This window comes from Umezawaea endophytica, assembly GCF_025061645.1.
Taxonomy (GTDB): Bacteria; Actinomycetota; Actinomycetes; order Mycobacteriales; family Pseudonocardiaceae; genus Umezawaea; species Umezawaea endophytica.
The window spans coordinates 55,463-78,362 of sequence record NZ_JANYMP010000043.1; the positions used below are offsets into that span (position 1 = coordinate 55,463).

Annotated in this window: 25 protein-coding genes; 17 read left to right on the forward strand and 8 right to left on the reverse strand. The window is 69.8% G+C overall.

Translation table 11 applies throughout. The annotated features are described in order from the left end of the window. The first annotated feature begins 213 nt into the window (after window positions 1–213). Window positions 214–393, forward strand: coding sequence for a hypothetical protein (locus NZH93_RS46130; RefSeq protein WP_259629704.1), 180 nt, complete (start codon window positions 214–216; stop codon window positions 391–393). Here the strand turns inward: NZH93_RS46130 and NZH93_RS46135 are convergent. The 3 genes from NZH93_RS46135 to NZH93_RS46145 all read right to left on the reverse strand — a co-directional run bounded on the left by NZH93_RS46135 (window position 380) and on the right by NZH93_RS46145 (window position 2,824). Beyond that, a complete protein-coding gene (locus NZH93_RS46135) occupies window positions 380–1,393 on the reverse strand; it encodes an LLM class F420-dependent oxidoreductase (protein WP_259629705.1) in 1,014 nt (337 codons plus the stop codon). The genes NZH93_RS46130 and NZH93_RS46135 overlap by 14 nt on opposite strands. A 19-nt stretch (window positions 1,394–1,412) precedes the next feature. Further along, window positions 1,413–2,111 (reverse strand): thermonuclease family protein, encoded by a 699-nt coding sequence (locus NZH93_RS51135; RefSeq protein WP_259629706.1) that lies wholly within the window; start codon window positions 2,109–2,111, stop codon window positions 1,413–1,415. Window positions 2,112–2,371: 260 nt separating this feature from the next. Then, entirely contained in the window at window positions 2,372–2,824 is a 453-nt protein-coding gene (locus NZH93_RS46145) for a DUF4442 domain-containing protein (RefSeq protein ID WP_259629707.1), read from the reverse strand. A 157-nt stretch (window positions 2,825–2,981) separates the two neighbouring features. On the opposite strand from NZH93_RS46145, the gene NZH93_RS46150 reads away from it, so the two are divergent. After that, complete coding sequence (locus NZH93_RS46150; RefSeq protein ID WP_259629708.1) at window positions 2,982–3,509, forward strand: MarR family winged helix-turn-helix transcriptional regulator; 528 nt, start codon at window positions 2,982–2,984, stop codon at window positions 3,507–3,509. Next, complete coding sequence (locus NZH93_RS46155) at window positions 3,509–5,191, forward strand: MDR family MFS transporter (RefSeq protein WP_259629709.1); 1,683 nt, start codon at window positions 3,509–3,511, stop codon at window positions 5,189–5,191. Before NZH93_RS46150 ends, NZH93_RS46155 begins: the two co-directional genes overlap by 1 nt. A gap of 220 nt (window positions 5,192–5,411) precedes the next feature. Here NZH93_RS46155 and NZH93_RS46160 read toward each other — a convergent pair whose 3' ends face one another. Then, a complete protein-coding gene (locus NZH93_RS46160; RefSeq protein WP_259629710.1) occupies window positions 5,412–5,915 on the reverse strand; it encodes an inorganic diphosphatase in 504 nt (167 codons plus the stop codon). 166 nt (window positions 5,916–6,081) lie between these two features. On the opposite strand from NZH93_RS46160, the gene dacB reads away from it, so the two are divergent. The 4 genes from dacB to hpt are packed head-to-tail and all read left to right on the forward strand — an operon-like array spanning window position 6,082 to window position 10,491. After that, window positions 6,082–7,890, forward strand: a complete 1,809-nt coding sequence (dacB, locus tag NZH93_RS46165) for a D-alanyl-D-alanine carboxypeptidase/D-alanyl-D-alanine endopeptidase (protein WP_259629711.1) — start codon at window positions 6,082–6,084, stop codon at window positions 7,888–7,890. A gap of 27 nt (window positions 7,891–7,917) precedes the next feature. Next, window positions 7,918–8,991 carry an Rv3626c family coenzyme F420 biosynthesis-associated protein gene (locus NZH93_RS46170; RefSeq protein WP_259629712.1) on the forward strand — a complete coding sequence of 358 codons (1,074 nt, stop codon included), beginning with the start codon at window positions 7,918–7,920 and terminating at the stop codon, window positions 8,989–8,991. Beyond that, window positions 8,988–9,926, forward strand: coding sequence for a tRNA lysidine(34) synthetase TilS (tilS, locus tag NZH93_RS46175; RefSeq protein WP_259629713.1), 939 nt, complete (start codon window positions 8,988–8,990; stop codon window positions 9,924–9,926). Before NZH93_RS46170 ends, tilS begins: the two co-directional genes overlap by 4 nt. A gap of 13 nt (window positions 9,927–9,939) precedes the next feature. Then, window positions 9,940–10,491, forward strand: a complete 552-nt coding sequence (hpt, locus tag NZH93_RS46180; protein ID WP_259629714.1) for a hypoxanthine phosphoribosyltransferase — start codon at window positions 9,940–9,942, stop codon at window positions 10,489–10,491. Window positions 10,492–10,566: 75 nt separating this feature from the next. Here hpt and NZH93_RS46185 read toward each other — a convergent pair whose 3' ends face one another. Continuing rightward, window positions 10,567–12,267 carry a substrate-binding and VWA domain-containing protein gene (locus NZH93_RS46185; protein ID WP_259629715.1) on the reverse strand — a complete coding sequence of 567 codons (1,701 nt, stop codon included), beginning with the start codon at window positions 12,265–12,267 and terminating at the stop codon, window positions 10,567–10,569. 556 nt (window positions 12,268–12,823) lie between these two features. On the opposite strand from NZH93_RS46185, the gene ftsH reads away from it, so the two are divergent. From ftsH to NZH93_RS46230, 9 genes are read left to right on the forward strand one after another with little or no spacing between them, the layout of a single operon-like run. Next, the gene (gene ftsH / locus NZH93_RS46190) at window positions 12,824–15,046 is read left to right on the forward strand and encodes an ATP-dependent zinc metalloprotease FtsH (RefSeq protein ID WP_259629716.1); all 2,223 of its coding nucleotides are present in this window, start codon (window positions 12,824–12,826) and stop codon (window positions 15,044–15,046) included. Window positions 15,047–15,051: 5 nt separating this feature from the next. After that, complete coding sequence (folE, locus tag NZH93_RS46195) at window positions 15,052–15,687, forward strand: GTP cyclohydrolase I FolE (protein WP_372507014.1); 636 nt, start codon at window positions 15,052–15,054, stop codon at window positions 15,685–15,687. A 29-nt stretch (window positions 15,688–15,716) separates the two neighbouring features. Next, a complete protein-coding gene (gene folP, locus NZH93_RS46200) occupies window positions 15,717–16,496 on the forward strand; it encodes a dihydropteroate synthase (protein WP_259629731.1) in 780 nt (259 codons plus the stop codon). Beyond that, a complete protein-coding gene (folB, locus tag NZH93_RS46205) occupies window positions 16,493–16,855 on the forward strand; it encodes a dihydroneopterin aldolase (RefSeq protein WP_259629718.1) in 363 nt (120 codons plus the stop codon). The genes folP and folB overlap by 4 nt, the downstream gene beginning before the upstream one ends. After that, a complete protein-coding gene (folK, locus tag NZH93_RS46210) occupies window positions 16,852–17,355 on the forward strand; it encodes a 2-amino-4-hydroxy-6-hydroxymethyldihydropteridine diphosphokinase (protein WP_259629719.1) in 504 nt (167 codons plus the stop codon). The genes folB and folK overlap by 4 nt, the downstream gene beginning before the upstream one ends. Before the next feature lie 26 nt (window positions 17,356–17,381). After that, complete coding sequence (locus tag NZH93_RS46215; RefSeq protein ID WP_259629720.1) at window positions 17,382–18,239, forward strand: helix-turn-helix domain-containing protein; 858 nt, start codon at window positions 17,382–17,384, stop codon at window positions 18,237–18,239. 16 nt (window positions 18,240–18,255) lie between these two features. After that, window positions 18,256–18,441, forward strand: coding sequence for a DUF397 domain-containing protein (locus NZH93_RS46220; RefSeq protein ID WP_259629721.1), 186 nt, complete (start codon window positions 18,256–18,258; stop codon window positions 18,439–18,441). Further along, window positions 18,419–18,871 (forward strand): DUF3180 domain-containing protein, encoded by a 453-nt coding sequence (locus tag NZH93_RS46225; RefSeq protein WP_259629722.1) that lies wholly within the window; start codon window positions 18,419–18,421, stop codon window positions 18,869–18,871. Before NZH93_RS46220 ends, NZH93_RS46225 begins: the two co-directional genes overlap by 23 nt. 50 nt (window positions 18,872–18,921) lie before the next feature. After that, window positions 18,922–20,271, forward strand: a complete 1,350-nt coding sequence (locus NZH93_RS46230) for a DUF6779 domain-containing protein (protein ID WP_259629723.1) — start codon at window positions 18,922–18,924, stop codon at window positions 20,269–20,271. Between the two features lie 5 nt (window positions 20,272–20,276). Here the strand turns inward: NZH93_RS46230 and NZH93_RS46235 are convergent, their stop codons facing one another. From NZH93_RS46235 to NZH93_RS46245, 3 genes are read right to left on the reverse strand one after another with little or no spacing between them, the layout of a single operon-like run. Continuing rightward, a complete protein-coding gene (locus NZH93_RS46235) occupies window positions 20,277–21,407 on the reverse strand; it encodes an NADH-quinone oxidoreductase subunit D (RefSeq protein WP_259629724.1) in 1,131 nt (376 codons plus the stop codon). A gap of 17 nt (window positions 21,408–21,424) precedes the next feature. Further along, complete coding sequence (locus NZH93_RS46240) at window positions 21,425–21,865, reverse strand: DUF1203 domain-containing protein (protein ID WP_259629725.1); 441 nt, start codon at window positions 21,863–21,865, stop codon at window positions 21,425–21,427. Between the two features lie 57 nt (window positions 21,866–21,922). Further along, the gene (locus NZH93_RS46245; protein WP_259629726.1) at window positions 21,923–22,276 is read right to left on the reverse strand and encodes a DoxX family protein; all 354 of its coding nucleotides are present in this window, start codon (window positions 22,274–22,276) and stop codon (window positions 21,923–21,925) included. 64 nt (window positions 22,277–22,340) lie between these two features. Between NZH93_RS46245 and NZH93_RS46250 the strand changes: the two genes are divergently transcribed. After that, a complete protein-coding gene (locus NZH93_RS46250; protein WP_259629727.1) occupies window positions 22,341–22,778 on the forward strand; it encodes a MarR family winged helix-turn-helix transcriptional regulator in 438 nt (145 codons plus the stop codon). The last annotated feature ends 122 nt before the right edge of the window (window positions 22,779–22,900 follow it).

The following is a 22,900-nucleotide window of genomic DNA, read 5'->3' on the forward strand; positions in this document are numbered from 1 at the left end:
ATTCCCCGGCAGGTGACGTGCTGGTGACCCGGAGTTCTTCCGCTCGTCCCCATCCTCGGCGACACTTCCGGTGAGCGGTCGACAGCGGTCTCCGGCGGGGGGATCGGCGGAACGTCCTCCCGGTGCGGCGGTTGCTCCATCGGGGTGGCCTTCGCGCGAACTCCGTAAGCGGGGTCCTACTCGGACGTTGCCCTGCCGGAGGAGGCGATGACCATGATCCCGACGATCCTGATGACCTTGCTCGTGCTGCCGGTCGCCCTGTGCGCGGCGAGCGTCGGCAGGCGGCGGTGGATAAGGCGCACCGGGGTGCTGCGGGTCAAGGCGGAACTGGCGCTGTTCCACCACGGCCTGCGGGACACGCCGAGCGGGCGCCACCGGATCACCCGTCCTTGAGCGCGGTGAACACGCGGCCCCACCGCTCGGGGTCGCTCCGGTAGGGCGCGTAGCAGGAGGCGCGGGTCGTGACGTCGCCGTAGCGGGCCAGCAGTTCCGCCGCCACCTGCTCCGGCTCGCCGACGACGGCGAACGCCCTGAGCACCTCGTCGTCGACGGCCGCGGTCATGTCGTCCCACCGCTGCCGCCGGGACATGGCGTGCAGCTCCTCGTGCAGGTCGCCCCACCCGTGCAGGTCGAGGACCTTGCGGTAGGACGGGGTCGAGCCGTAGAAGGCGATCTGCTTCTTCGTGTCCGCGATCGACGCGGCCAACTCCTCGGCGGTGCCGCCGGTCGCGACGAACGACGGCCCGCTGATCTCCAGGCCCGCCAACGGTTTCCCGGCTTTGGCCCGGCCGCGTTCGAGCGCCGGGATCGTCACCTCGCGCAGGTACCGCTCGGTCGTGAAGCTGTGGCACAGGAAGCCGTCGGCGACCTCGCCCGCGACCTCGGTCATCAGTTCGCCGACACCCGCGAGGTACACCTTCGGTGGTCCGTAGGGATTCGGGCCGGGGTCGAAGAACGGCGTCATCACGGTGTGGGTGAAGAACTCGCCGCGGAACTTCGGCCGTTCGCCGGTCTCCCAGCTCTGCCAGATCGCCCGCATCGCCAGGACGTACTCCCGCATCCGGGCGGCGGGTTTCGACCACGGCATCGAGAACCGCTTGGTGATGTGCGGCTCCACCTGGGACCCCAGGCCCAGGTGGAAACGGCCGCCGGACAGCAGTTGCAGGTCGTTCGCGAGGACCGCCGTGCTCATCGGGTTGCGGGCGAACGCGACCGCGATCGACGTGCCGAGCCCGATCGTCGACGTCGTCCCGGCGGCCACGCTCAACGCGACGAACGGGTCGTGCTGCGCTTCCGCCACCCAGAACCCGTCGTAGCCCACGGCCTCGGCCTCCGCGGCAGTGCGGCCGATCTCGCGCGGGTCGAACGTGATCTCGACGCTGTCCACCTTCATGGGGTGGTTCTACCAGCGCCTAGCGGTCGCACGCGATCCCGTCTCCGTCCGGGTCGAGGTGCTTGCCGTAGCCGGGCTGGCCGGTGACGATCGGGCCGAGGCCCGCGCGCCTCGCCGCGTCGCAGCTCGCGAAGTACACGTCGTCCGAACCGGACTGCTTCTGGTTCTGCGCACCGGCCTGGTCGACGGTGTCCTTCCCGCCGCACTCGCCGCCCCACAGGCCGAGCCCGGCCTGTTCGGCGGCCGACTGCGCGGACTTGAGCGAGGTCGTCGAGCCCGGTTCCGCGCGGCCCATGCCGCGGCGCACCGCCTCCACCGCGAAGTCCGACCCGTCGGGCATGATCACGACGGCGGACGTGCCGAAGGTCGTGGAGTACTTGACGGTCTTGCCGTTCAACGTCTTGCGGGTGAACTCGGTCGCCGCCCGCGCCCAGCACTCGCCGGGGACCGCGAGCCCCGCGATCTGCACCGTCCTGCCGTCCGAGCTGACGAGCGTGCGACCGTCCACGACGTCGGCGACCTCCATCGTCGGCTGCGGCGGCGCACCCGTGGTCGTCGTCAGCATCGGGGCGGTGCTCGGCGTCGAACTCGGCGTGGTCACCTGGATCGCGGCCGTGAGGTCCGTCTTGGACGCGCATCCGCCTGCGCAGAGGAGGGCGAGGAGGAACGGGACCGCTCCGCGTCGCCACCGAGGAGCCACGGGGGGAGTACTGGGCACGCGATCCTCCAAGGGCGCGGCGGTCGCACCTGTGATCGGGTCATCGCAAACGGGCGTCCTGCGTGTTACGCGGGTCACAGGACGTTACCAAGTCGACTCCCCGAAAGGGCCAGGCTCGCCCGGCGGATCGGGTGAGCCTGGTCCCTGAATCGGTTTACCCGCAGGCGATTCCGGTCCCGCCGTGGTCCGAACGGGACTCGGCGGGGGGATCCGCGCGCCGCAACGGTGTTACGCCCGCGGGTGTCCGGTGTGGAGGGCGGTCAGCGGTTCGGGCGCAGGGTCCAGGTCACGACCATCTCCGCCGTGGTGGCGCCGTCGGACCTGGTGACCGTGACGTGCACCGGGAACTCGGGCCGCGTGCCGGAGGCCAGTTCGGCGATCACGTCGGCGGCGGGGCGGCCGAGGACGGCTTCGGCGCGCAGCACGCCGGTGGCGACCCTCTTGTAGGAGATCTCCGCGCGGGCGACGAGCGGGGTGGCCTTGTCCATGTGCTTCGAGAACGCCGCGAGCACGACGGCGCCGGACGCGGTCTCGCCCGCGCCGAAGACGACGGCCGCGTGCGGGCCGCCGACGTGGTTGCGGTTCGCCTCGCCGTCGGGCAGCTCGACGAGCACGCGGTGGCCCTCGACCTCGATGAAGTCGATGCCCGCGGTCCCGACCCACGGCACGCCCTGCTTCATGGCGTCCGCGACGAACGTGTAGTCCTCACTCATGACCCCGGATGCTACCGGTCGGTAACCCTGTTGCCTACCCGTTGGTAACCGGCTGCTGAGACGCGGCTCACGCGTAATTCGTTTGCTTCGCTACGCCATCCGAGTTCATGCTTGTACTCAGCAACTAGTTGGTTGATGCAAGCAACGGAGTTTTCCCATGGTGGACCCGGTGAGTGGCGCGGTGGGTTCGGTCGACGGTGAAGCGGAACTGGAGCTGGCCGACCGGGTCGGCCTGGCGATGATCCGCCTCAACAAGATGCACGCGTGCGTCGCGGCCCAGATGGGCAAGGCCGGCATGGACAAGGCCGCGTTCGTCCTGCTCGCGAACCTCGCCCACCTGGGTCCCTCCCGGTCCAGCGCGCTGGCCGAGGCGGTCCTCTCCGACCCCTCGACCGTCAGCCGCCAGGTGGCGGGCCTGGTCAAGGACGGGCTCGTGGAACGCCGTGCCGACCCGGAGGACGGACGGGCCAGCGTGCTCGTCGCCACCGGGGCGGGCCAGCAGTTGCTGCGCGAACGCCGCCGGATGCGCAACGAGGCCATCGCACGGATGTTCGGGAGCTGGTCCCAACCGGACTGGCAGACCTTCACCGACTTGTTAGAGCGCTTCGTGGGCGACTACGAGCACGCGCTTCCGGGATTTTTGGCTGAGAGCGGACTGGGGCCGCGCTCAGGAGGGGAGAAGTGATGTCGGAAACGGTAGAGAGAGCGGAGGCGTCGCCGCGAGGCGAGTCCCTGCTCACCCACCGTCAGATCCTGACGATCCTGTCCGGCCTGCTGCTGGGGATGTTCCTCGCGGCGCTCGACCAGACGATCGTGTCGTCGGCGATGAAGACCATCGCCGACGAGTTGCAGGGCCAGACGCTGCAAGCGTGGGCCACCACGGCGTACCTGATCACCGCCACGATCACGACGCCGCTGTACGGCAAGCTCTCGGACATCTACGGCCGCAAGCCGATGTACCTGTCCGCGATCACGCTGTTCCTGATCGGGTCGCTGCTCTCGGGCATCGCGACCTCGATGTACGAGCTGGCCGCGTTCCGCGCGGTGCAGGGCCTCGGCGCGGGCGGCCTGATGTCGCTCGGCATGGCGATCCTGGCGGACATCACGTCGCCGCGCGAGCGCAGCAAGTACTCCGCGTACTTCATGGCCGTGTTCGGCGTGTCCAGCGTCGCGGGCCCGGTCGTCGGCGGCTTGTTCGCGGGCCTGGACTCGTTCGCGGGCATCACCGGCTGGCGCTGGGTGTTCCTGATCAACGTGCCGATCGCGCTGATCGCGCTCGTCGTCGTCGCCAAGGTGCTCAACGTCCCGCACAAGCGGGTCGACCACCGCATCGACTTCTGGGGCGCCGCGCTGCTCAGCATCGGCCTGGTGCCGCTGCTGATCGTCGCCGAGCAGGGTCGTGAGTGGGGCTGGGCGTCCGGCACCTCGATCGCCATGTACGCGCTCGGCGTGCTCGGTGTCATCGGCTTCATCCTCAACGAGAAGCGCATGGGCGACGAGGCGCTGCTGCCGCTGAGGCTGTTCCGCAGCGGCACGTTCTCGCTCGGCAACTCGATCAACTTCGTGATGGGCATCGGCATGTTCGGCGGCATGGTCTCCCTGCCGCTGTACCTCCAGATCGTCAAGGGCGCCTCGGCGACCGAAGCCGGTCTGATGCTGCTCCCGCTGACGTTCGGCATCATGTCGGCCGCCGGGATCAGCGGCCAGATCACCGCGAAGACGGGGCGCTACAAGCTGTTCCCCATCATGGGCTTCGCGCTGATGGCGGGTGCGCTGTTCGCGTTCAGCACGATCGGCACGGACACGTCGAACGCCTTCACGCTCAGCCTGATGTTCGTGATGGGCGCCGGGCTGGGGCTGTGCATGCAGACCCTGCTGCTGGCGATCCAGAACGACGCCGAGCCGAGGGACATGGGCGTCGCGACGTCGTCGGCCACGTTCTTCCGCCAGATCGGCGGCACCGTCGGCACCGCCGTGTTCCTGTCGATCCTGTTCAGCAGCGTCGGCGACAAGATCGGCAACGCGCTCACGTCGGCGTTCGGCAACCCGGACTTCCAGGCGGCGCTGGCGAAGCCGGAGAACGCCCAGTTCGCTCAGGGCTTGCAGGGCGGCGGCGGTTCCGGTGTCGACCTGAACAACACCGAGTTCCTCAAGACGCTCGACCCGGTGCTGGCGCGCCCGTTCCTGGACGGCTTCTCCGGCGCGATCGACACGGTGTTCCTGGTCGGCGGCGTCGTGGTGCTGATCGGTTTCGTGCTCGTGTGGTTCCTCAAGGAGGTGCCGTTGTCCACGCGGTCCGGCCTGGAGCGCATGAACGACGAGAACGAGGCCAAGGAAGCGGTCGCACCCCCGCTCCCGATTCACTAGATGTAGTGAAAAAAGTGCCCCGCACCTCGATGAGGTGCGGGGCACTTTTGGCTCTGAGAACCACCTGTCCACGGCTCTTGCGAGGCCGCGTCGGTAGGTCGGTCTCCCATTTTTTTCGACCAGGGCGGTGACGAAGTCTCTGCCCTGGTCGAAAAAAATCGGTGCCGACGTGCCGACTTCAGGCGGCCGAGCCCTGATCTGCGGAGCAGTCAGAGAAGACTCAGTGGTCCTCGCCGCGCGCGATGGCGTCCTTGAGGCGCTGGTACGAGCGGATGACCTCGGCCTCGGCCTCGACGCGGCCTACCCAGCTCGCGCCCTCGACGCTCTTGCCGGGCTCCAGGTCCTTGTAGACCTCGAAGAAGTGCTGGATCTCCAGCCGGTAGAACTCGTTCAGGTGGTGGATGTCGCGCAGGTGCTCCGACCGCGGGTCGTCGGCGGGCACGCAGAGCAGCTTGTCGTCGCCGCCCTTCTCGTCGGTCATGCGGAACATGCCGATGGCGCGCGACTTGATCAGGCAGCCGGGGAACGTGGGCTCCTGGACGATCACCAGCGCGTCGAGCGGGTCGCCGTCCTCGCCGAGGGTGTTGTCCACGAACCCGTAGTCCGCCGGGTACTGGGTGGCCGTGAACAGCGTGCGGTCCAAGCGGATGCGACCTGTCTTGTGGTCCATCTCGTACTTGTTGCGCACACCCTTGGGGATCTCGATGGTGACGTCGAACTCCACTGCGCGTCCTCTGCTTCGTCTCGCCTCGTCATGCTGAGGTGACGCCGCGTGTGCGACACCCTCTGCCGTTGCGCCACTAGTGTGGACTACGACGACCACCCGACCCGCATCGTGGTGGGTGCCGGTGGGTGTGAGATTGCCCTTAGAAGACTCGCTGGAGGATCGCGTGCCCGGACCTGGTGACCCCGATTCCGGTGCGCCGGACGAGCTTTCGTGGCCCACCGAGGACGACGACTCGGGTGTGTTCGAGATCGCACCGGAGTCACCCACCGTGCAGGTGCCGACCCCGCAGGCGAAGCCCTCCGCGGACCCGCCGACGGTGAAGGTGCAACGGCCGAAGCCCGTCGAGCACCCGGTGCCGAAGCCGCGGCCCGCCGATCCGCCGACCATGCGCATGCAGGTGCCGCGCCCGCAGCCCAAGCTGCCGCCGCTCTCGCCGCCGCAACGTCCGCCGGTGCAGGCCGATCCGCCGACGCAGCGCGCGATGCCGGAGCGGATCCCCGCGCAGAAGACCGAACCGATCGCGGACGCCAAGCCCGCCGCTCAGCCCGCCGCGCGGGAACCCGAGAAGCCCGCCGAACCGGCGGTCGAGCCGAAGCGGAAGAAGCCGCTCCTCCTCGTCGGCGCGCTGGTGGCCGTGGTCGCGCTCGTCGGCGGTGGCATCTACGCGGCGACGACCCTCGACTTCGGCGGTGAGGCGGCGCTGACGACGGCACCGCCCGCCCCGCCCGCGAAGGTGTCCTTCTCGGTCAAGGGCGTGGCGGGGGACGCGCCCGCGCCGACCGCGTCGGGCGTCGGCGCCGCGCTGGCCGGACCCGCCGCCGCCGGGGTGCTCAGCCCGCTGACCGGCGTCGTGATCGACCCGGCGACCGGGACCGCGCTGTGGCAGCAGGGCGACACGACGCCGCAGATCCCGGCGTCCACGATCAAGACCCTGGCCACGGCCGCGGCGCTGCTCTCGATCGACCACACCGCCCAGTTGTCGACCAAGGTCGTCCAGGGCGACGCGCCCGGAACCGTCGTGATCATCGGCGGCGGCGACCCGACGCTGTCGTCGCAACCGGACGGCACGACCACCGTCTACCCCGGCGCCGCGACCCTCGACGACCTCGCCGCGCAGGTCAAGGCCAACGCGACCGCGCCGATCACGGCGGTCCAGTTCGACCTCAGCCGGTACGCGGGCGAGGGCACCGCCCCCGGCTGGGACCAAGCCGACATCGCGGGCGGCTCGATCACGCCGATCGTCCCGTTCATGGTCGACGGCGGCAGGCAGGACACGAAGAACCCGAACAGCCCCCGCACCGCCACGCCCGCGCTGGACGCCGCCAACGGGCTCGCGCAGCGGCTCGGCGTGGCCACCGCGGCCCCCGGCCCCGCGCCCGCGGGCGGCAACCCGAAGGTGCTGGGCGAGGTGAAGTCCGCGCCGCTGGACCAGCTCGTCGAGAACACCATGCAGATCTCGGACAACATCCTGGCCGAGGCGCTCGCCCGCGAGGTCGCCAAGGTCACCGGGCAGCCGCCGTCGTTCGAGGGCGCGGCCAAGGCCGTCAAGGACGTGCTGACGAAGAACCAGTTCGACGTCGGCGGGGCCACGATCGTCGACGCCAGCGGCATGTCGCCCCAGAACAAGATCCCGGCGAAGCTGCTCGGCCAGATCCTGGAGGTCGCGGCGAAACCGGACGCGAGCGACCCGCGCACCGCGAAGCTGCGCCCGCTGCTGACCGCGCTGCCCGTCGCGGGCGGCAGCGGCACCCTGGCCAACCGCTACCAGGCGGCCGCGGCGAGCGGGAAGGGCTGGGTGCGGGCCAAGACCGGCACCCTGACCGGCGTGAACTCGCTCGCGGGCGCCGTCGTGGACACCGACGGCAGGCTGCTGGTGTTCGCGTTCATGTCCAACAGCCCCGGCAACACGGACGAGGTGCGCCAGGCACTGGACGTGCTGGCGGCCACGCTGCGCGGCTGCGGCTGTGCGTAACCGGAGCACGCAGGTAGCGTCGGAAGGGTGAACGCGGCACCGCAAGCCCGTGTGGCACGACCGGGCGACGAGACGACGACCACCCCCGTCGACTGGGAGTTGGCCGCGTCGACGGCCGCGCGCCTCGTGCGGCCCGGTCCGATCATCCCCAGGGCCGAGGCCGACATAGCGGTCAGCAGGCTGCGGGAGCTCGCTCCCGAGGCCGAGGTGCACGTCCGCGAGCTGACCGGTCTCGGCCACGGCCTGCCGCTGCTGCCGGGCGAGGTCGTGGACCGGCCCGCGTGGGCGCGCGCCGCGGTGCAGGGGCTGGCCGCGCTGACCGACTCCGCGATGTCCCGGCAGAACGGCCCGCTCGGCGGGGTAATGGCGAGCACGGCCGGGGTGCAGGCGGGGATCGTGCTGTCGTTCCTCAGCTCCCGCGTGCTCGGCCAGTACGACCCGTTCGGCTCGGACGGCGCGGGCAGGCTGCTGCTGGTGGCGCCGAACATCGTCGCCGCCCAGCGGGCGCTGGACGTGCCCGCCGAGGACTTCAGCCTGTGGGTCTGCCTGCACGAGTGCACGCACCGGCTCCAGTTCACCGGGGTCCCGTGGCTGCGCGACTACTTCGGCTCGCAGGTGTCCGACCTGCTCGCCGCGATGGACGCCCCCTCCGGCTCGATCACCAAGCTGCCGGAGGTGGTGCGCGAGTTCCGCAAGCGCATCCGCGACACCGAGGGCCCGATGGGGCTGATCGAGCTGTTCCAGTCGACCGAGCAGAAGGCCGCCATCGACCGGCTGGTCGCGCTGTCGACACTCCTCGAAGGCCACGCGGACCACGTGATGGACGCCGTCGGCCCGTCCGTGGTGCCGTCGGTGCACACGATCCGCGACCGGTTCACCGAACGCCGCAAGGGCGGCGGCGTGCTGGACCGGGTGCTGCGCACGCTGCTGGGCGTCGAGGCGAAGGTCCGCCAGTACGCCGAGGGCGCCGCGTTCACCGGGCACGTCGTCGACGCGGTGGGCATGGAGCGCTTCAACGTCGTCTGGACGTCGCCGGAAACCCTCCCGACCCGCGCGGAGATCACCGATCCGGCGGAGTGGCTGCGCCGCGTCGCACCGTGAACCGACCCGACCCGGCCGTCTCGGAGGTGCGGACGGCGGTTCGGCGGTTCCTGGACGACGCGGGCCCCCCGGCGTCCGGCGGGGTCGCCGTCGCGGTGTCCGGCGGAGCGGACTCACTGGCGCTGGCCGCCGCCACCGCGCACGTGCTGAAGGGATCGGACGTCCGCGCGCTGGTCGTGGACCACGGCTTGCAGGCCGGGTCGTCCGAGGTCGCCGCGCGGGCCGCGGCGCAGTGCGGTGAACTGGGCCTGTCCGCGACCGTGCTGCCCGTCGTGGTCGACGGCGGCGGAGGTCCCGAAGCGGCGGCCAGGAGGGCCCGCTACGCCGCGCTCCGGCCGTCGGAGGGGCTCGTGCTGCTCGGGCACACCCAGGACGACCAGGCCGAGACGGTGCTGCTCGGCCTCGGCCGCGGCTCCGGTCCCCGGTCGATCGCGGGCATGAGACCGCTCGACGTCCCGTGGGGCCGTCCGCTGCTCGGCGTCACCAGGGCGACCACGGCCGCCGCGTGCGCCGCGCTCGGGCTGGAGCCGTGGCACGACCCGCACAACACCGACCCGGCGTTCACCAGGGTGCGGCTGCGGACCGAGGTCATGCCCCTTTTGGAGGACGTCCTCCAGGGTGGTGTCGGCGCCGCGCTGGCCCGCACGGCGGCCCAGTTGCGCGACGACAACGACGCGCTGGACGCCATGGCGGACGCCTTCGAGGGTGATCCTGCCGACGTCGCCGCGCTGGTGCCGCTGCCCCCCGCGCTGCGCCGCCGGGTGATCCGCCGCTGGCTGCTCGCGTCAGGTGCGCCCGAGTTGTCCGATTCGCACGTTAGGGCGGTGGACGCGCTGGTAGCCGCCTGGCGCGGCCAGGGCGGAGTGTGGCTGTCCGGCGGGTTGGTGGCGCGGCGCGCGCATGGCAGGCTCAAGCTAGACCCAAGGCAGTCATGACAGAGGGGACACCGTGTACGACGGCGACATCGCCTCAACCCTGATCACCGAAGAGGAGATCAGGGACAAGGTCACCGAACTCGCGAAGAAAGTCGCGGCCGACTACCCCGACGACGGTGGATCCGATCTCGTGCTGATCACGGTGCTCAAGGGCGCGGTGATGTTCATGACCGACCTGGCGAGGGCACTACCCGTGCCGGTCCAGTTGGAGTTCATGGCGGTCAGCTCGTACGGCTCCTCGACGTCCTCCTCGGGCGTCGTCCGCATCCTCAAGGACCTCGACCGCGACATCGCCGACCGCGACGTCGTCATCGTCGAGGACATCATCGACTCCGGACTCACGCTGTCGTGGCTGCTGAAGAACCTGGCGTCGCGCAAGCCGCGCTCGCTGGAGGTCTGCACGCTGCTGCGCAAGCCCGACGCGGTCAAGGTCGAGGTGCCGGTCAAGTACGTCGGCTTCGACATCCCCAACGAGTTCGTCGTGGGCTACGGCCTGGACTACGCCGAGCGCTACCGCGACCTCCCGTACATCGGGAAGCTGGACCCCAAGGTCTATTCGAGCTGATCGAACGACAAGGGCCCCCGCACACCGTGCGGGGGCCCTTGTCGTTCGCATGATCACTGCGGCGACTACCGCCATTTAACAGTTCGGCCTGCAACGGCGTTGGCTGATGGCGTCCAGCAGCACGCCTTGGATGTCGGCTGGCTGGAGGGCCTGGTAGGCCTTGCCGCCGGTGGCCGCGGAGATCTGGCGCAGTGCGTCCATGTCGGCTTCCTGGCCGAGGCCGACCATGATCATCGGGACGGGCCGCGCCGGGTCGCCCTCGGTCTGGAAGGTCTTCACCAGTTCGGCCATGTCGACGCTGGAGATGTCGTCGTTGCGGCCGTCGGTGATCAGCGTGACCGAGTTGATCTTCGCCGGGTCGTAGGTCGACTGCATGAAGCGCCACGCCGCCAGCGCGGTGTCGTTGAGCGCGGTGCCGCCGCCGACGATCGACGCCAGGCCCTGCGCGCCCGAGACCAGCACCTCACGTCGCGGCTTGCCGCCGAGCGGCTCGCCGAGCGGGCCGATCGGGACGAGCGAGATCCAGTCGTTCGGCGGCTTCTTGTCCGTCGAGAACGCCCACAGGCCGATGTCCGAGGTGTCGGGCATCAGGCTCAACGCGGTCAGCGCTGCCTGGGTGGCGGCCTCGATGCGGGTCTGGCCGTTGCTCATCTTCTCGGCCATCGAGCCGGACACGTCCAGCACCGCGAGCATCCGCGAGTCCAGCGCGATGGCGCCCCACGTGCGCAGCAGCTCGGACACCTGGTCCGTCGTCGGCGCCTTCAGCAGGTTGACCTGGTCGCCGTTGACGCCGTCCTTCTCCGTCGTCCAGCCGTCGGGCGCGCGGCCCTGCGGGGTGCGGAACCCGGCGTCGGCGAACCGCTTCGCGGCCTCGGGGGAGCGCAGCGCCTTCTCGAAGCCCGCCGCGGCGGCCTCGGTGCCCGAGTGCTCACCGGCCCTGCTGACCCGCACCAGCGGGAAGTCGAAGCCGAGCGTCCCCTCCTTGGGGTAGGACGCCACGACCCGCCGCTCGCCTACCGAGCGGTTGTTCGCCATCACGTTCTGCTCGCTCGCGGTGAAGATCGGCGCGTTCTCGGCGCCCTGCGTGACCTTGTTGAACGCGTCGCGCACGGACGGCAGCGCTTCCCGGCCGACGCGCAGCAGGGCGCTGACCAGTTCCGGCTTGGGGGAGCCGTCGGGGTTGCCGAGCAGGCCGCGGACGACGGCCAGCGTGGCCAGGCCCTCCGTGGACTGCGTCGGGTCGCTCAACGTCACCGGCACGGCCGGGTCGACCACGCGGGACCAGCTGATGGGTGTGACGGGCCAGCCGAGCTTCGACATCGACTGCTCGGAGCCCGCGATCACCATCGGGGAGCTGGCCAGTGAGTCCTTCACGTCGAGGCGCGGCGCGTCCTGGCCGATCTCGCCCGCTTCCTTCTGCGTCTCGGCGGCCCACATCGACGAGTCCGGGATCCACAGCGCGGGCGGGTTGATCTGCGCGGTCGGCAGTTCCTTGGCGACGTCGGCCGCGCCGCGCGACTCGATCTGCACCTGGACGCACTTGCCGTCCACGATCGGCTGGGTCGACTGGTACTCGGAGGCGGTCTGCCGGACGACGTCCTCGGCGGCGGGGGTGACCGCGACCTTCAGCGGGAGGGCGCCCTGGCAGTCGGGGCCGCTGGTGGCCTTCAACGCGACCACGGTGACGCTGACTGCCGCCACCACGCCGATCAGCGCCCCCACGGGGAGGGCGATCCGGCGGAGCAGGCTGGTGGTTGGCTGGTTGCGGGATGACATACCGTGGGTACCTTCGGTTCAGTATTCACCCGTTTGGGCGATGGAAAACTCTCCGTGGTTCTGAGGGTGACACGTGTTCGGCTGGCAGGGTGGAGGTCCGTCGCCCTCGTCGCTCAGGTGGACCGATGCAGGTAGCTACCTGTAAGTAACGCGGTACCCCTATCGAGTGTTACGGGCTGCGGGTCCCCGAAGTTCACGACCAGTTTCGACCATCCCGCGCCGACATCGGCAAGATTGGTCCGTTCGGCCCAGTGAGTTGCGGCGCAAGCCGATCGAGTATTCCTCATGTTTTCTCAATTGGTGAACCCGGAGCACCCGGAATCCGTGTCCACGGTCACGGCGGGGAACCCGCTGCCTGGTTCGTCCGTTGTCCGCTCAGTGCCGTCAGGCTTCCCGTTCCCGCCCGCATCCCCCGTGGATCGGCCGGGTCGGGTCGACGGGCGGTAGGCTGGCCGGACGGGTGTACCCGTCAGTGCCCGTCGACGGGAGAGGTGGGGCCCCCATCACCCGACATGCAAGTCAGGGAGGGTCGAGGCCGCCCGACGGCCGTAAGTGAATGGACCGCAAGCGCCTGCTTCGCAACCCGCTGCTGTGGATCGCGGCGGTGTTGATGTTCTACTTCATCTTCACCATGCTCTTCGACGACACCAGGGGGTATACCCCGGTCAAGACGTCCGAAGCGCTGGCACAAGCGCGCGCCGGCAACGTCAAGGAAGTCACGCTGGAGGACAAGGAACAGCGGCTCAAGCTGACCTTGAACCCCGGCGCGAACATCAATGGCCACGACCGGGTGATCACGCAGTTCCCGGCCTCGTCCACGGACGAGATCTTCACGATCCTGGACTCGGCGCCGAACAAGCCCGTCCTGGAGACGAAGGTCAGCCAGGAATCCTTCCTGATGCAGGTGCTGATCTACCTGGTGCCGCTCGGGCTCTTGCTGCTGCTGCTGATGTGGATGATGAACAACGCCCAGGGTGGCGGCAACCGCGTCATGAACTTCGGCAAGTCCAAGGCCAAGCAGTTGTCCAAGGACATGCCGAAGACGACGTTCGGTGACGTCGCCGGTGCCGAAGAGGCCGTCGAGGAACTAGAGGAGATCAAGGACTTCCTCCAGAACCCCGGCCGCTACCAGGCGCTCGGCGCGAAGATCCCGAAGGGCGTCCTGCTCTACGGCCCTCCCGGAACCGGCAAGACCCTGCTCGCCCGCGCCGTCGCGGGTGAGGCGGGCGTGCCGTTCTACTCCATCTCGGGTTCGGACTTCGTCGAGATGTTCGTCGGCGTGGGCGCCTCGCGCGTCCGCGACCTGTTCGAACAGGCCAAGGCCAACGCGCCCTGCATCATCTTCGTCGACGAGATCGACGCCGTCGGCCGCCACCGCGGCGCCGGCATGGGCGGCGGTCACGACGAGCGCGAGCAGACCCTCAACCAGCTACTGGTGGAGATGGACGGCTTCGACTCGCGCGGCGGGATCATCCTGATCGCGGCGACGAACCGCCCGGACATCCTCGACCCGGCCCTGCTGCGCCCCGGCCGCTTCGACCGGCAGATCCCGGTGTCCGCACCGGACCTGAAGGGCCGCAAGCAGATCCTGCGCGTGCACTCCAAGGGCAAGCCGTTGACGGAGGACGCCGACCTCGACGGCCTCGCCAAGCGGACCGTCGGGTTCTCCGGCGCCGACTTGGCCAACGTGATCAACGAGGCCGCCCTGCTGACCGCGCGCAAGAACGGCACGGTCATCAGCAGCGTCGAACTGGAAGAGTCCGTGGACCGCGTGATCGGCGGTCCGGCCCGCAAGAGCCGGATCATCTCCGAGAAGGAGAAGAAGATCACCGCGTACCACGAGGCCGGGCACGCCCTGGCCGCGTGGGCCATGCCGGACATCGACCCGGTGTACAAGGTCACGATCCTCGCCCGCGGCCGGACGGGTGGTCACACCCTCTCCGTGCCCGAGGAGGACAAGGACCTGATGACCAGGTCCGAGATGATCGCCCGGCTGGTGTTCGCGCTCGGCGGCAGGTCCGCCGAGGAACTGGTCTTCCACGAGCCGACCACGGGCGCCTCCAACGACATCGAGCAGGCGACCAAGATCGCCCGCGCGATGGTCACCGAGTACGGCATGAGCGCCAAGCTCGGCGCCGTGAAGTACGGCCAGGAGCAGGGCGAGCCCTTCCTCGGCCGCACGGCCGGGCGCCAGTCCGACTACTCGCTCGAGGTCGCGCACGAGATCGACGAGGAAGTCCGCAAGCTCATCGAGGCCGCCCACACCGAGGCGTACGAGGTGCTCAACACCTACCGCGACGTGCTGGACGACCTCACGCTGGAACTGATCGAGAAGGAGACCCTGCACCAGAAGGACCTGGAGCGGGTCTTCGCGCGGGTCGAGAAGCGGCCGCGGATCACCCAGTTCAACGACTTCGGTGACCGCACGCCGTCGAATATCCCGCCGGTCAAGACCCCCGGCGAGCTGGCCAAGGAACGCGGCGAGCCGTGGCCGCCCCTGGTCGAGGACACCCTCGACGAGGAGCCGCCGCCGCTCGGCGACGACCGCCCGCAGGACCCGCCGCCCGCGGCTCCGAACGGCGGCCAGCCGAACGGGTACCAGCCGCAGCCGGTCAACCAGTCGGGCCCGCCGAACTACGGCGCGCCCCCCGGCTGGACCCCGGCCACGGTTCCCGGCGGCCAGCCGTCCGGTTCGTGGACGCCGACCCCGACCGAGCAGCAGGCGGAAGCCGAGGCGGGCAAGCGGTCGTTCGACACCGACCCGGACAACCGCAAGTGACCGAGATCGACCTCGACGACGACGCCGGCCTCTCCAGCAATGGGGAGGCCGGCGTCGCCGCGCGGCGCGTCTTCGACTTCGCCCGCGCGGAGAGCGCCGTCCGCGAACTGCTGATCGCCTGCGGTGAGGACCCGGAACGCGAGGGCCTCCGCGACACGCCCGGCCGCGTGGCCCGTGCGTACCGGGAGCTGTTCGCCGGATTGCACACCGATCCGGACAGCGTGCTCGCCAAGACCTTCGACGAGAGCCACGAGGAGCTCGTCCTGGTCACGGACATCCCGATGTTCAGCTTCTGCGAGCACCACCTCCTGCCGTTCCACGGCGTGGCGCACGTCGGCTACATCCCGAACGAGCAGGGGCGGGTCACCGGGCTGTCGAAGCTGGCCCGCCTGGTCGACCTGTACGCCAAGCGCCCGCAGGTCCAGGAGCGGCTGACCTCGCAGGTCGCCGACGCGCTGGTGCGCAGGCTGGAACCGCGCGGCGTGATCGTCGTCGTGGAGGCCGAGCACCTGTGCATGGGCATGCGGGGCGTCCGCAAGCCCGGTTCGCGCACGACGACGTCGGCGGTGCGGGGGATCCTGCGCAGCTCCGCGTCCTCGCGTTCCGAGGCGATCAGCCTGATCAACGGGCGGCAGAGGTGAGCGTGCCCGCTCCGGGGCACTGCGTCGTGATGGGTGTCCTCAACGTCACCCCGGACTCCTTCTCCGACGGCGGCCGCTACCTCGACCACGACCACGCCGTCTCGCACGGCGTCGCACTGCACCGCCTCGGGGCGGACCTCGTGGACGTCGGCGGCGAGTCGACCCGTCCGGGGGCCGACCGCGTCGAGGCGGCCGTCGAGGCGGCCCGCGTGACCCCGGTGATCAGGTCGCTGGTCGCGGAGGGCGTGTCGGTGAGCGTGGACACGACCCGCGCCGAGGTCGCGCTGGCGGCGGTCGAGGCGGGCGCGACGATCATCAACGACGTCTCCGGCGGCCTCGCCGACCCGACCATGGCGAAGGTGGCCGCCGAGAGCGGCGTGCCGTGGATCCTCATGCACTGGCGCGGGCAGAGCCGCGAGATGAACTCGCTGGCCACCTACGCCGACGTGGTCGCGGAGGTCCGCGACGAGCTGCTGGCCCGCGTGGACGCCGCTTTGGCGGCGGGGGTGCGGCAGGAGGACATCATCCTCGACCCCGGTCTCGGCTTCGCGAAGCGCGCCGAGCACAACTGGCAGCTCCTGCACGGCCTGGACGAGCTGCTGGCGCTGGGTTTCCCGGTGCTGATCGGCGCGTCCAGGAAGCGCTTCCTCGGCTCCCTGCTGGGCGGTCGCGAGCCGGACGGCCGCGAGGACGCCACCGCCGCCGTCTCGGCCCTCTCGGCGTTCAAGGGCGTCTGGGGCGTGCGCGTGCACGACGTGGAGAAGTCGCTGGACGCCGTCGCCGTGGCTCGCGCCTGGAGGCGTGGATGACCGACCGGATCACGCTCACCGGCCTGCGCGTGCGCGGTCACCACGGCGTCTTCGAGCACGAGAAGCGCGACGGCCAGGACTTCCTGGTCGACATCACCGCGTGGCTCGACCTGAGCCGGGCCGCCGCCACGGACGACCTGGCGGAGACCCTGCACTACGGCGAGCTGGCGGAGAGCGCCGCCGCCGTCGTCGCGGGGGAGCCGTACGACCTGATCGAGTCCGTCGCGGGCCGGATCGCCGACGAGGTGATGACCGACCAGCGGCTGCACGCCGTCGAGGTGACGGTCCACAAGCCGTCCGCGCCGATCCCGCTGACCTTCGCGGACGTCTCGGTGACCATCCGCAGGAGCCGTCCGTGACCAGGGCCGTGCTGTCGATCGGCTCGAACCTCGGCGACCGGCTCGCGCACCTCCAGTCGGCCGTCGACGGGTTCGCCGACGTCCTGGTCGCCGTCTCCCCGGTGTACGAGACCGCGCCGTGGGGCGTGCTCGACCAAGCGGACTTCCTCAACGCCGTGCTCGTCGTGGAATCCCCCGAGGTCGACGAGTGGGGCTGGCTCCGTCGCGGCCAGGCGCTCGAACGGGCCGCCCAGCGCGTTCGCGACCGGCACTGGGGCCCTCGGACACTGGACGTCGACGTCGTCACGGTCGACGGCGTCCTTTCGAGTGATCCGGAGTTGCTATTGCCCCATCCGGGCGCGCACGAACGTGCCACTGTGTTGATTCCCTGGCTTGATGTGTCACCCGATGCGGTATTGCCTGGATTCGGGCCGATCGCCGTACTGGACTACAGCGTCGAAGGCGTGCGCAAGCGTGGCGATCTTTCGCTGAATATTCGCGAAACAAAAATTGGCGAATAACGCAATGCGTCCCTACAATTTCCGCCATGAGCACGTACAAGCCGAATGTGCGGGAAAGACTTGTGGCCCGCAGTCTTGCGGCGTGGCGCTGGGAAACAGGTCGCAGCGGCGCTGACGTCTGCCGGGCCGCGGGCTTCTCGCAGGCGAAGCTGAGCAAGATCGAGAACGCCCACCACCCGATCAAGCCCGCCGACGTGATGGCGCTCGGGCTCATCTACGACGTTCCCGAGAAGGAACGCACGCTCGTCTACGAGGCCGCCGAACGCGCCCTCGTGCCGGGCTGGTGGGAGCAGCTACCCCCGGACGTGGTGATGGACGCCGTGCGCGACTACCTGGCCCTGGAGTCGGGTGCCTTCGTCGTGCGGACCTTCAAGACGGACCTGGTGCCTGGGCTCCTGCAAACCCGGCAGTACGCGCTCGCGTTGGCCAAGGCATTCGTCCCGCGGCCGACGGAACAGGTGGCGCTCAACCAGGTGGAAGCGCGAATCAAGCGCCAAAAAAGGTTGTTCGACGACAAGAACCCATTGAGTGTCCATGCAATCATCAGTGAGGCGGTGCTGCGCCAACCGGTGGGTGGCCCAGCGGTCATGAAGGAGCAGTTGCTCCATCTGGTGAAGCTGGGCGAGTTGGGCCATGTGGCTCTCCAGGTGATCCCCTCGTCGGCTGGTGCCTATCCGGCATATGGTTTTCCGTTCAACATCCTGTCGTTCGCCGAAGAGCACTTCGACGATGTCGTCTACATCGACAACTTGAACGGTGGGCGATATGTCGAGTCTCCCAAAGGTCGAGAGCCCTATACGCTCAACTTCGCCGCTCTCCAGGGAGTGGCGCTGAGCCATCCCGAGTCGGCCGAGTTGATCGCGGGGGTGGCCAACGGCATGTAGCGACGGGGAGGCGCGGATGTCCGAGCTCGTGTGGCGCAAGTCGAGCTACAGCGGCGGGGGAGGCACCGAGTGCGTCGAGGTGGCCCTGCCCGCCCGCCGCATCGCCTTCCGGGACTCGAAGAACCCGTTCGGCCCGGTTCTCACCTTCCCCCGGACGGCGGAGGTGCCAGGATGGACGCGTGAGGTTCACCAAGGCTCGTGATCTGCTGGCGGCCGGGCTCGTCGCCGGGCTGCTGGCGCACCTGCTGCTCCGTCTCGCCTACAGCTCGTTCGCGGCGTTGCCGAAGTTGGCGGGGCTGACGCTCCTCGTGATCGCCGTGGTCGACCTCGTCCTCGGGTTCTCCCTGAGGGCGCGGATCCTCCGCAAGCCCGGAGCGAAGCCCGTGGAGCCGCTCACAGCGGCTCGGGCGGTCGCCTTGGCGAAAGCTTCCTCACTTTTGGGAGCGATCATGCTGGGCGGTTGGGCGGGGGTGCTCATCTACGTCCTGCCCGTGCGCGACCAGTTCGACGCGGCCGCTAACGACATGGTCAGCGCCATCGTCGGCATCGTGTGCGCGGCCGCGCTGATCGCTTCCGCGCTGTGGTTGGAGCACTGCTGCAAGACCCCGCGGTCCACCCGGCTGGAGAGTTAGATACGACAAGATTGGTCTCAGTCCCATAACTCCCAGGTACCGTATGGGCCATGACCGGCCGAGGCGCGTCGCCGAGCGACGAGCAACAAGATCGCGGGCGTGGCACCGGGCGACTGCTCCTCGTGGCGGCGATGGCGCTGGCCCTCGTGGCGGCGGCCCTGTTGGTCCTGAGCGACAGCGCCCGCTGGCTGCGGCTGGCGGTGGTGTCCGCGCTGTGGGCGGCCCTCGTGGGCGCCTTCCTGGCCGCGAGGTACCGGCGGCAGGTGGCGGACCGCGAGGACGAGGTGGCCGACCTCCAGTCGGTGTACGAGCTGGAGCTGGAGCGTGAGGTCGCCGCTCGCCGCGAGTACGAGCTGGAGATCGAGGCCGAGTCGCGCAAGCGCATCCAGGAGGAGTCCAGGGACGACCTGGACGCGTTGAGGGACGAACTCCGGGCCCTGCGGGAGAACCTGCAAGCCCTGCTGGGTGGCGAGGTGCTGGTCGAGAGGGTCGCGTTGCGCGCCGAGTCGACGCGGATGCGGTCGCTGTCCGACCAGTCGAGACTCATGGCGATCGGCGACCGGCAGATCATCAGCACCGAGAGCAACGAGCGGGTCCGCGGCATCACGGCCGGACCGAGCAAACCGACGGTGAAGCCGACGGTCAAGAAGGTCGTCCCGGAAGCCGCCGTCGAGCGCACGGAACTGATCGAGCGGGTCGTGTCGGAGCAGCGCAAGCCCGTCCGCCAGGAACCGGTCCGCCCGGCCGCGAACTACACCGAGCCCGTGCGGCGTGAACCGACCCGCCAGCCGCAGCGCCAGCAGCCGCCGATCGTGGTCCGCCGCGACCCGCCGAAGCCGCCGAAGCCGGAACGCACCCCCGCGCCGCCGCCGGTCCGCCGCGACCAGCCGACCGTGCGCGCGAACCCGTCGGACCTGTTCGACTCGATGGAGATGCGGCTCGGCCAGCCCGTCCAGGAGCCGCGCAGGCCGGAGGCGCCGCAGATGCCGGTCGCGCAGACGCCCGTGCCGCCGAAGCCGAAGGCCCCCGCCCGCGGCCCGCGCCCGCCGCTGGAGCGCACCGACATGTTCGACACCCCCGAACCCCCGCGCCCCGCGCCCGCCGCGGAACCGAAGTCCGGTGGCCGCAGGCGTGCCGACGAGCGTCCCGCCCCCAAGTGGGAGGGCACCGGCGTGTACTCGACCGGTCGGGGCGAGCCGGTGAAGGAACGGCCACCGTGGGACGGCGTCGGCGCGTACGGCACGGGCCGCGGCGAGCCGGTGAAGCCCGGTCGCCGCAGCGCACCGGACCCGGACGACCCCGCGGGCGCGCACGCCGACGGCAAGTCCGTCAGCGAACTGCTGGCAGCGCTGGGCAACTCGGACTCGCCCCGCCGCCGCAGGCGCCGCGAAGAGGACTGACCGACCTACTTGTCGATGTCGCCGACCACGACCGCGAACGACCCCAGCACCGCGGCGAGGTCGGCGACCCGCGTTCCGGGCAGGAGCGCGGACAGCGCCTGGACGTTGTTGAACGACGGCGTCCGCAGCTTCAACCGCCACGGCGTCTTCTCCCCGCGTGACGCCAGGTGCACACCCGAGGTGCCCAGCGGCGCCTCGACCCACGTGTAGACGGACCCCTCCGGCGCCTTGACCGCCTTGGGCAGCCGCACGTTCACCGGCCCGCTGGGTAGCCGCTCCAGGCACCGCGAGGCCAACTCGACCGACAACCGCGCCTCGTCCACCAGGCAGCGAACCCGTGCCAGCGCGTCACCCTCGTCCCGCACCACCGGCCGCACGTCCAGCTCCCGGTACGGCCCGGACGGGTCATCACGCCGCAGGTCCAACCCGACACCCGACGCCCGCCCGATCGGCCCGGTCACCCCGAGCGCCAACGCGGACCCCTTCGACAGCACCCCGATCCCGGCGAGCCGGTCGGACACCGCGTGCTCCGCGATGACGTCCAGGTCCACAGTGGACAGCGCGGCGGCGACCCGATCGGTCCACCCCGCGGGCACGTCCTCGCGCAGACCACCGATCCGGTTGAACATGAAGTGCACGCGCCCACCGGACGCCTCCTCCATGACCGCCTGCACGGCCTCCCGCCCGCGCAACGCCGCCGCAGTACCCGCCGTGTCCTCGAACCCGGACCGCGTCAACGGCGCCAGGAACACCAGGTGCGCCAGCAGCCGGTTCACCTCGCACAGCAGCGTCCTGAGCCACTGCGCCCGCACCGGCACGTCCATCCCGGTCATCCGCTCCACGGCCAGCGCCACCGCCAGCTCGTTGCAGAACGCGGCCAGCCAGTCGTGCCGGTTGGCCAGCGTCAACACCTGCCGGTAGTCCCGGACCTCGAACAACTTCTCCGCGCCCCGGTGCAGGTGGCCGACGAGCGGTTCGGCCTCCACGATCACCGGGTCGTCGACGGACCCCCGCACGGTTAACCGCAGCCGGTAGGCCCCGTGCGCCGACGGGTGGAGGGGACCGAGGTCGACCACGCGGTCCACGCCGAGGTGGCGCGCCCCGGCTCCGACGCCGACGGTGAGGTGTTCGGACACCGGATCATGCTCGCACGTCAGTCCCGCGTCACCGCGAACAGGAAGCACCCGTGCGACAGGCTGCGCACCTGGACCTCCACCACGACCGGATCGGCGAGCAATCCCGAGACCACGCTGCTCAGCTCTCCAGGCGCGGCAGGCTCACCGGCGTGGATGCGCCCGTCGGCGTCATAGGCCCGCACCACCCGAGCCCCCCTGCTCAACGCCTCGGGCAGGACATCGGTCCTGGCAGGCCCCTCACAAGGCAGGGCGTGCACGAACACCGGCCCAACCTCCTCGTACGGCCCGCGCCCAGCCGTGGGCGAGTAGCGGAACAGCACGACGGGCTCACCGTCACCACTGCGCTCAAGACAACAGCGCAACGGCACCCCAGGAGCGTCGGCCAGGTGCTCGTGGAACTCGTCAACAGTCTTGCGAGCCAGGTCAACGACATCAGCGGGAATCGCGTGAATCCTCATGCCCCCCAGCCTCACGGCCGAGCACCCCCACTGCCGGCAACAATCCGACACCCAGCCTCAGGCCGTGACAACCCTCAACACCACCGCCACCGCGGACAGAACCGCAAGCACCAACGAGGGCGCGACCAACGCGAACTTCTCCTTGAACCGCACGTGCGTGATCACCGCACCAACCATCAACAACGTCAGCCCCACAGCCGCCGCAACCCCCAACGGAGCCCACCAGAGCCCAATGACCAGCCCAGCAGCACCGGCCACCTCGGCCGCCCCGATGAGCTGGTACTGCCCAACCGTGAACCCGTGCGTGGTGGCCGCCTCGACCATCATCTTGTTCTTGGTGACCTTCGACATGCCCGCCCCCAGGAAGACGAGGGCAAGTAGTGCGCTGAGGACAAGCGTTGCGATGAACATAGGGTTGAAGGTATCAGATCGTTGAACCTAGTCAATGGTTTACCCGCCGGGTACAGTTGCGCTCGTGGACGAGGAACGAGTCGGACTGGTGCTGATGCACCTGGGCAGAGACATCGACGCCCGCTTGCGCAGACAACTCAGCACAGCCGGCCTAACCCCCCGCCACGGCTTCACCCTCTCCCACCTGTGCGACAACGGCCCAACAAGCCAGCAAAGCCTCCTGGACGTACTGGACGTAGACCCCAGCGTCCTGGTCGCAATCCTCAACGACCTGGAAAACGCGGGCCTGGCAGAACGCAAACGCGACCCGGAAGACCGCCGCAGACACATCGTGGTGATGTCAGAAAAAGGCCGCGTAGCCCTAACGGGCATGCACAGCGCAATGAACACAATAGAACAAGAAATGCTGGCAGACCTATCCCCAGCAGACGCCACCCAGCTACGCGAACTACTGCTGAAGGTCCGCCCACCAGCAGGCACCAGCCCCTGCTCAGGCGACTAGCGGCAGGTCAGACCAGGCGACCCGCAACGCAACCGGCACGCGCAGGCGACCCACAACGGAACCGGCGCAAACTTGGCGACCCACTACGAGGCCGGCACGCACAGCCCTTGGCCTCAAGTGGT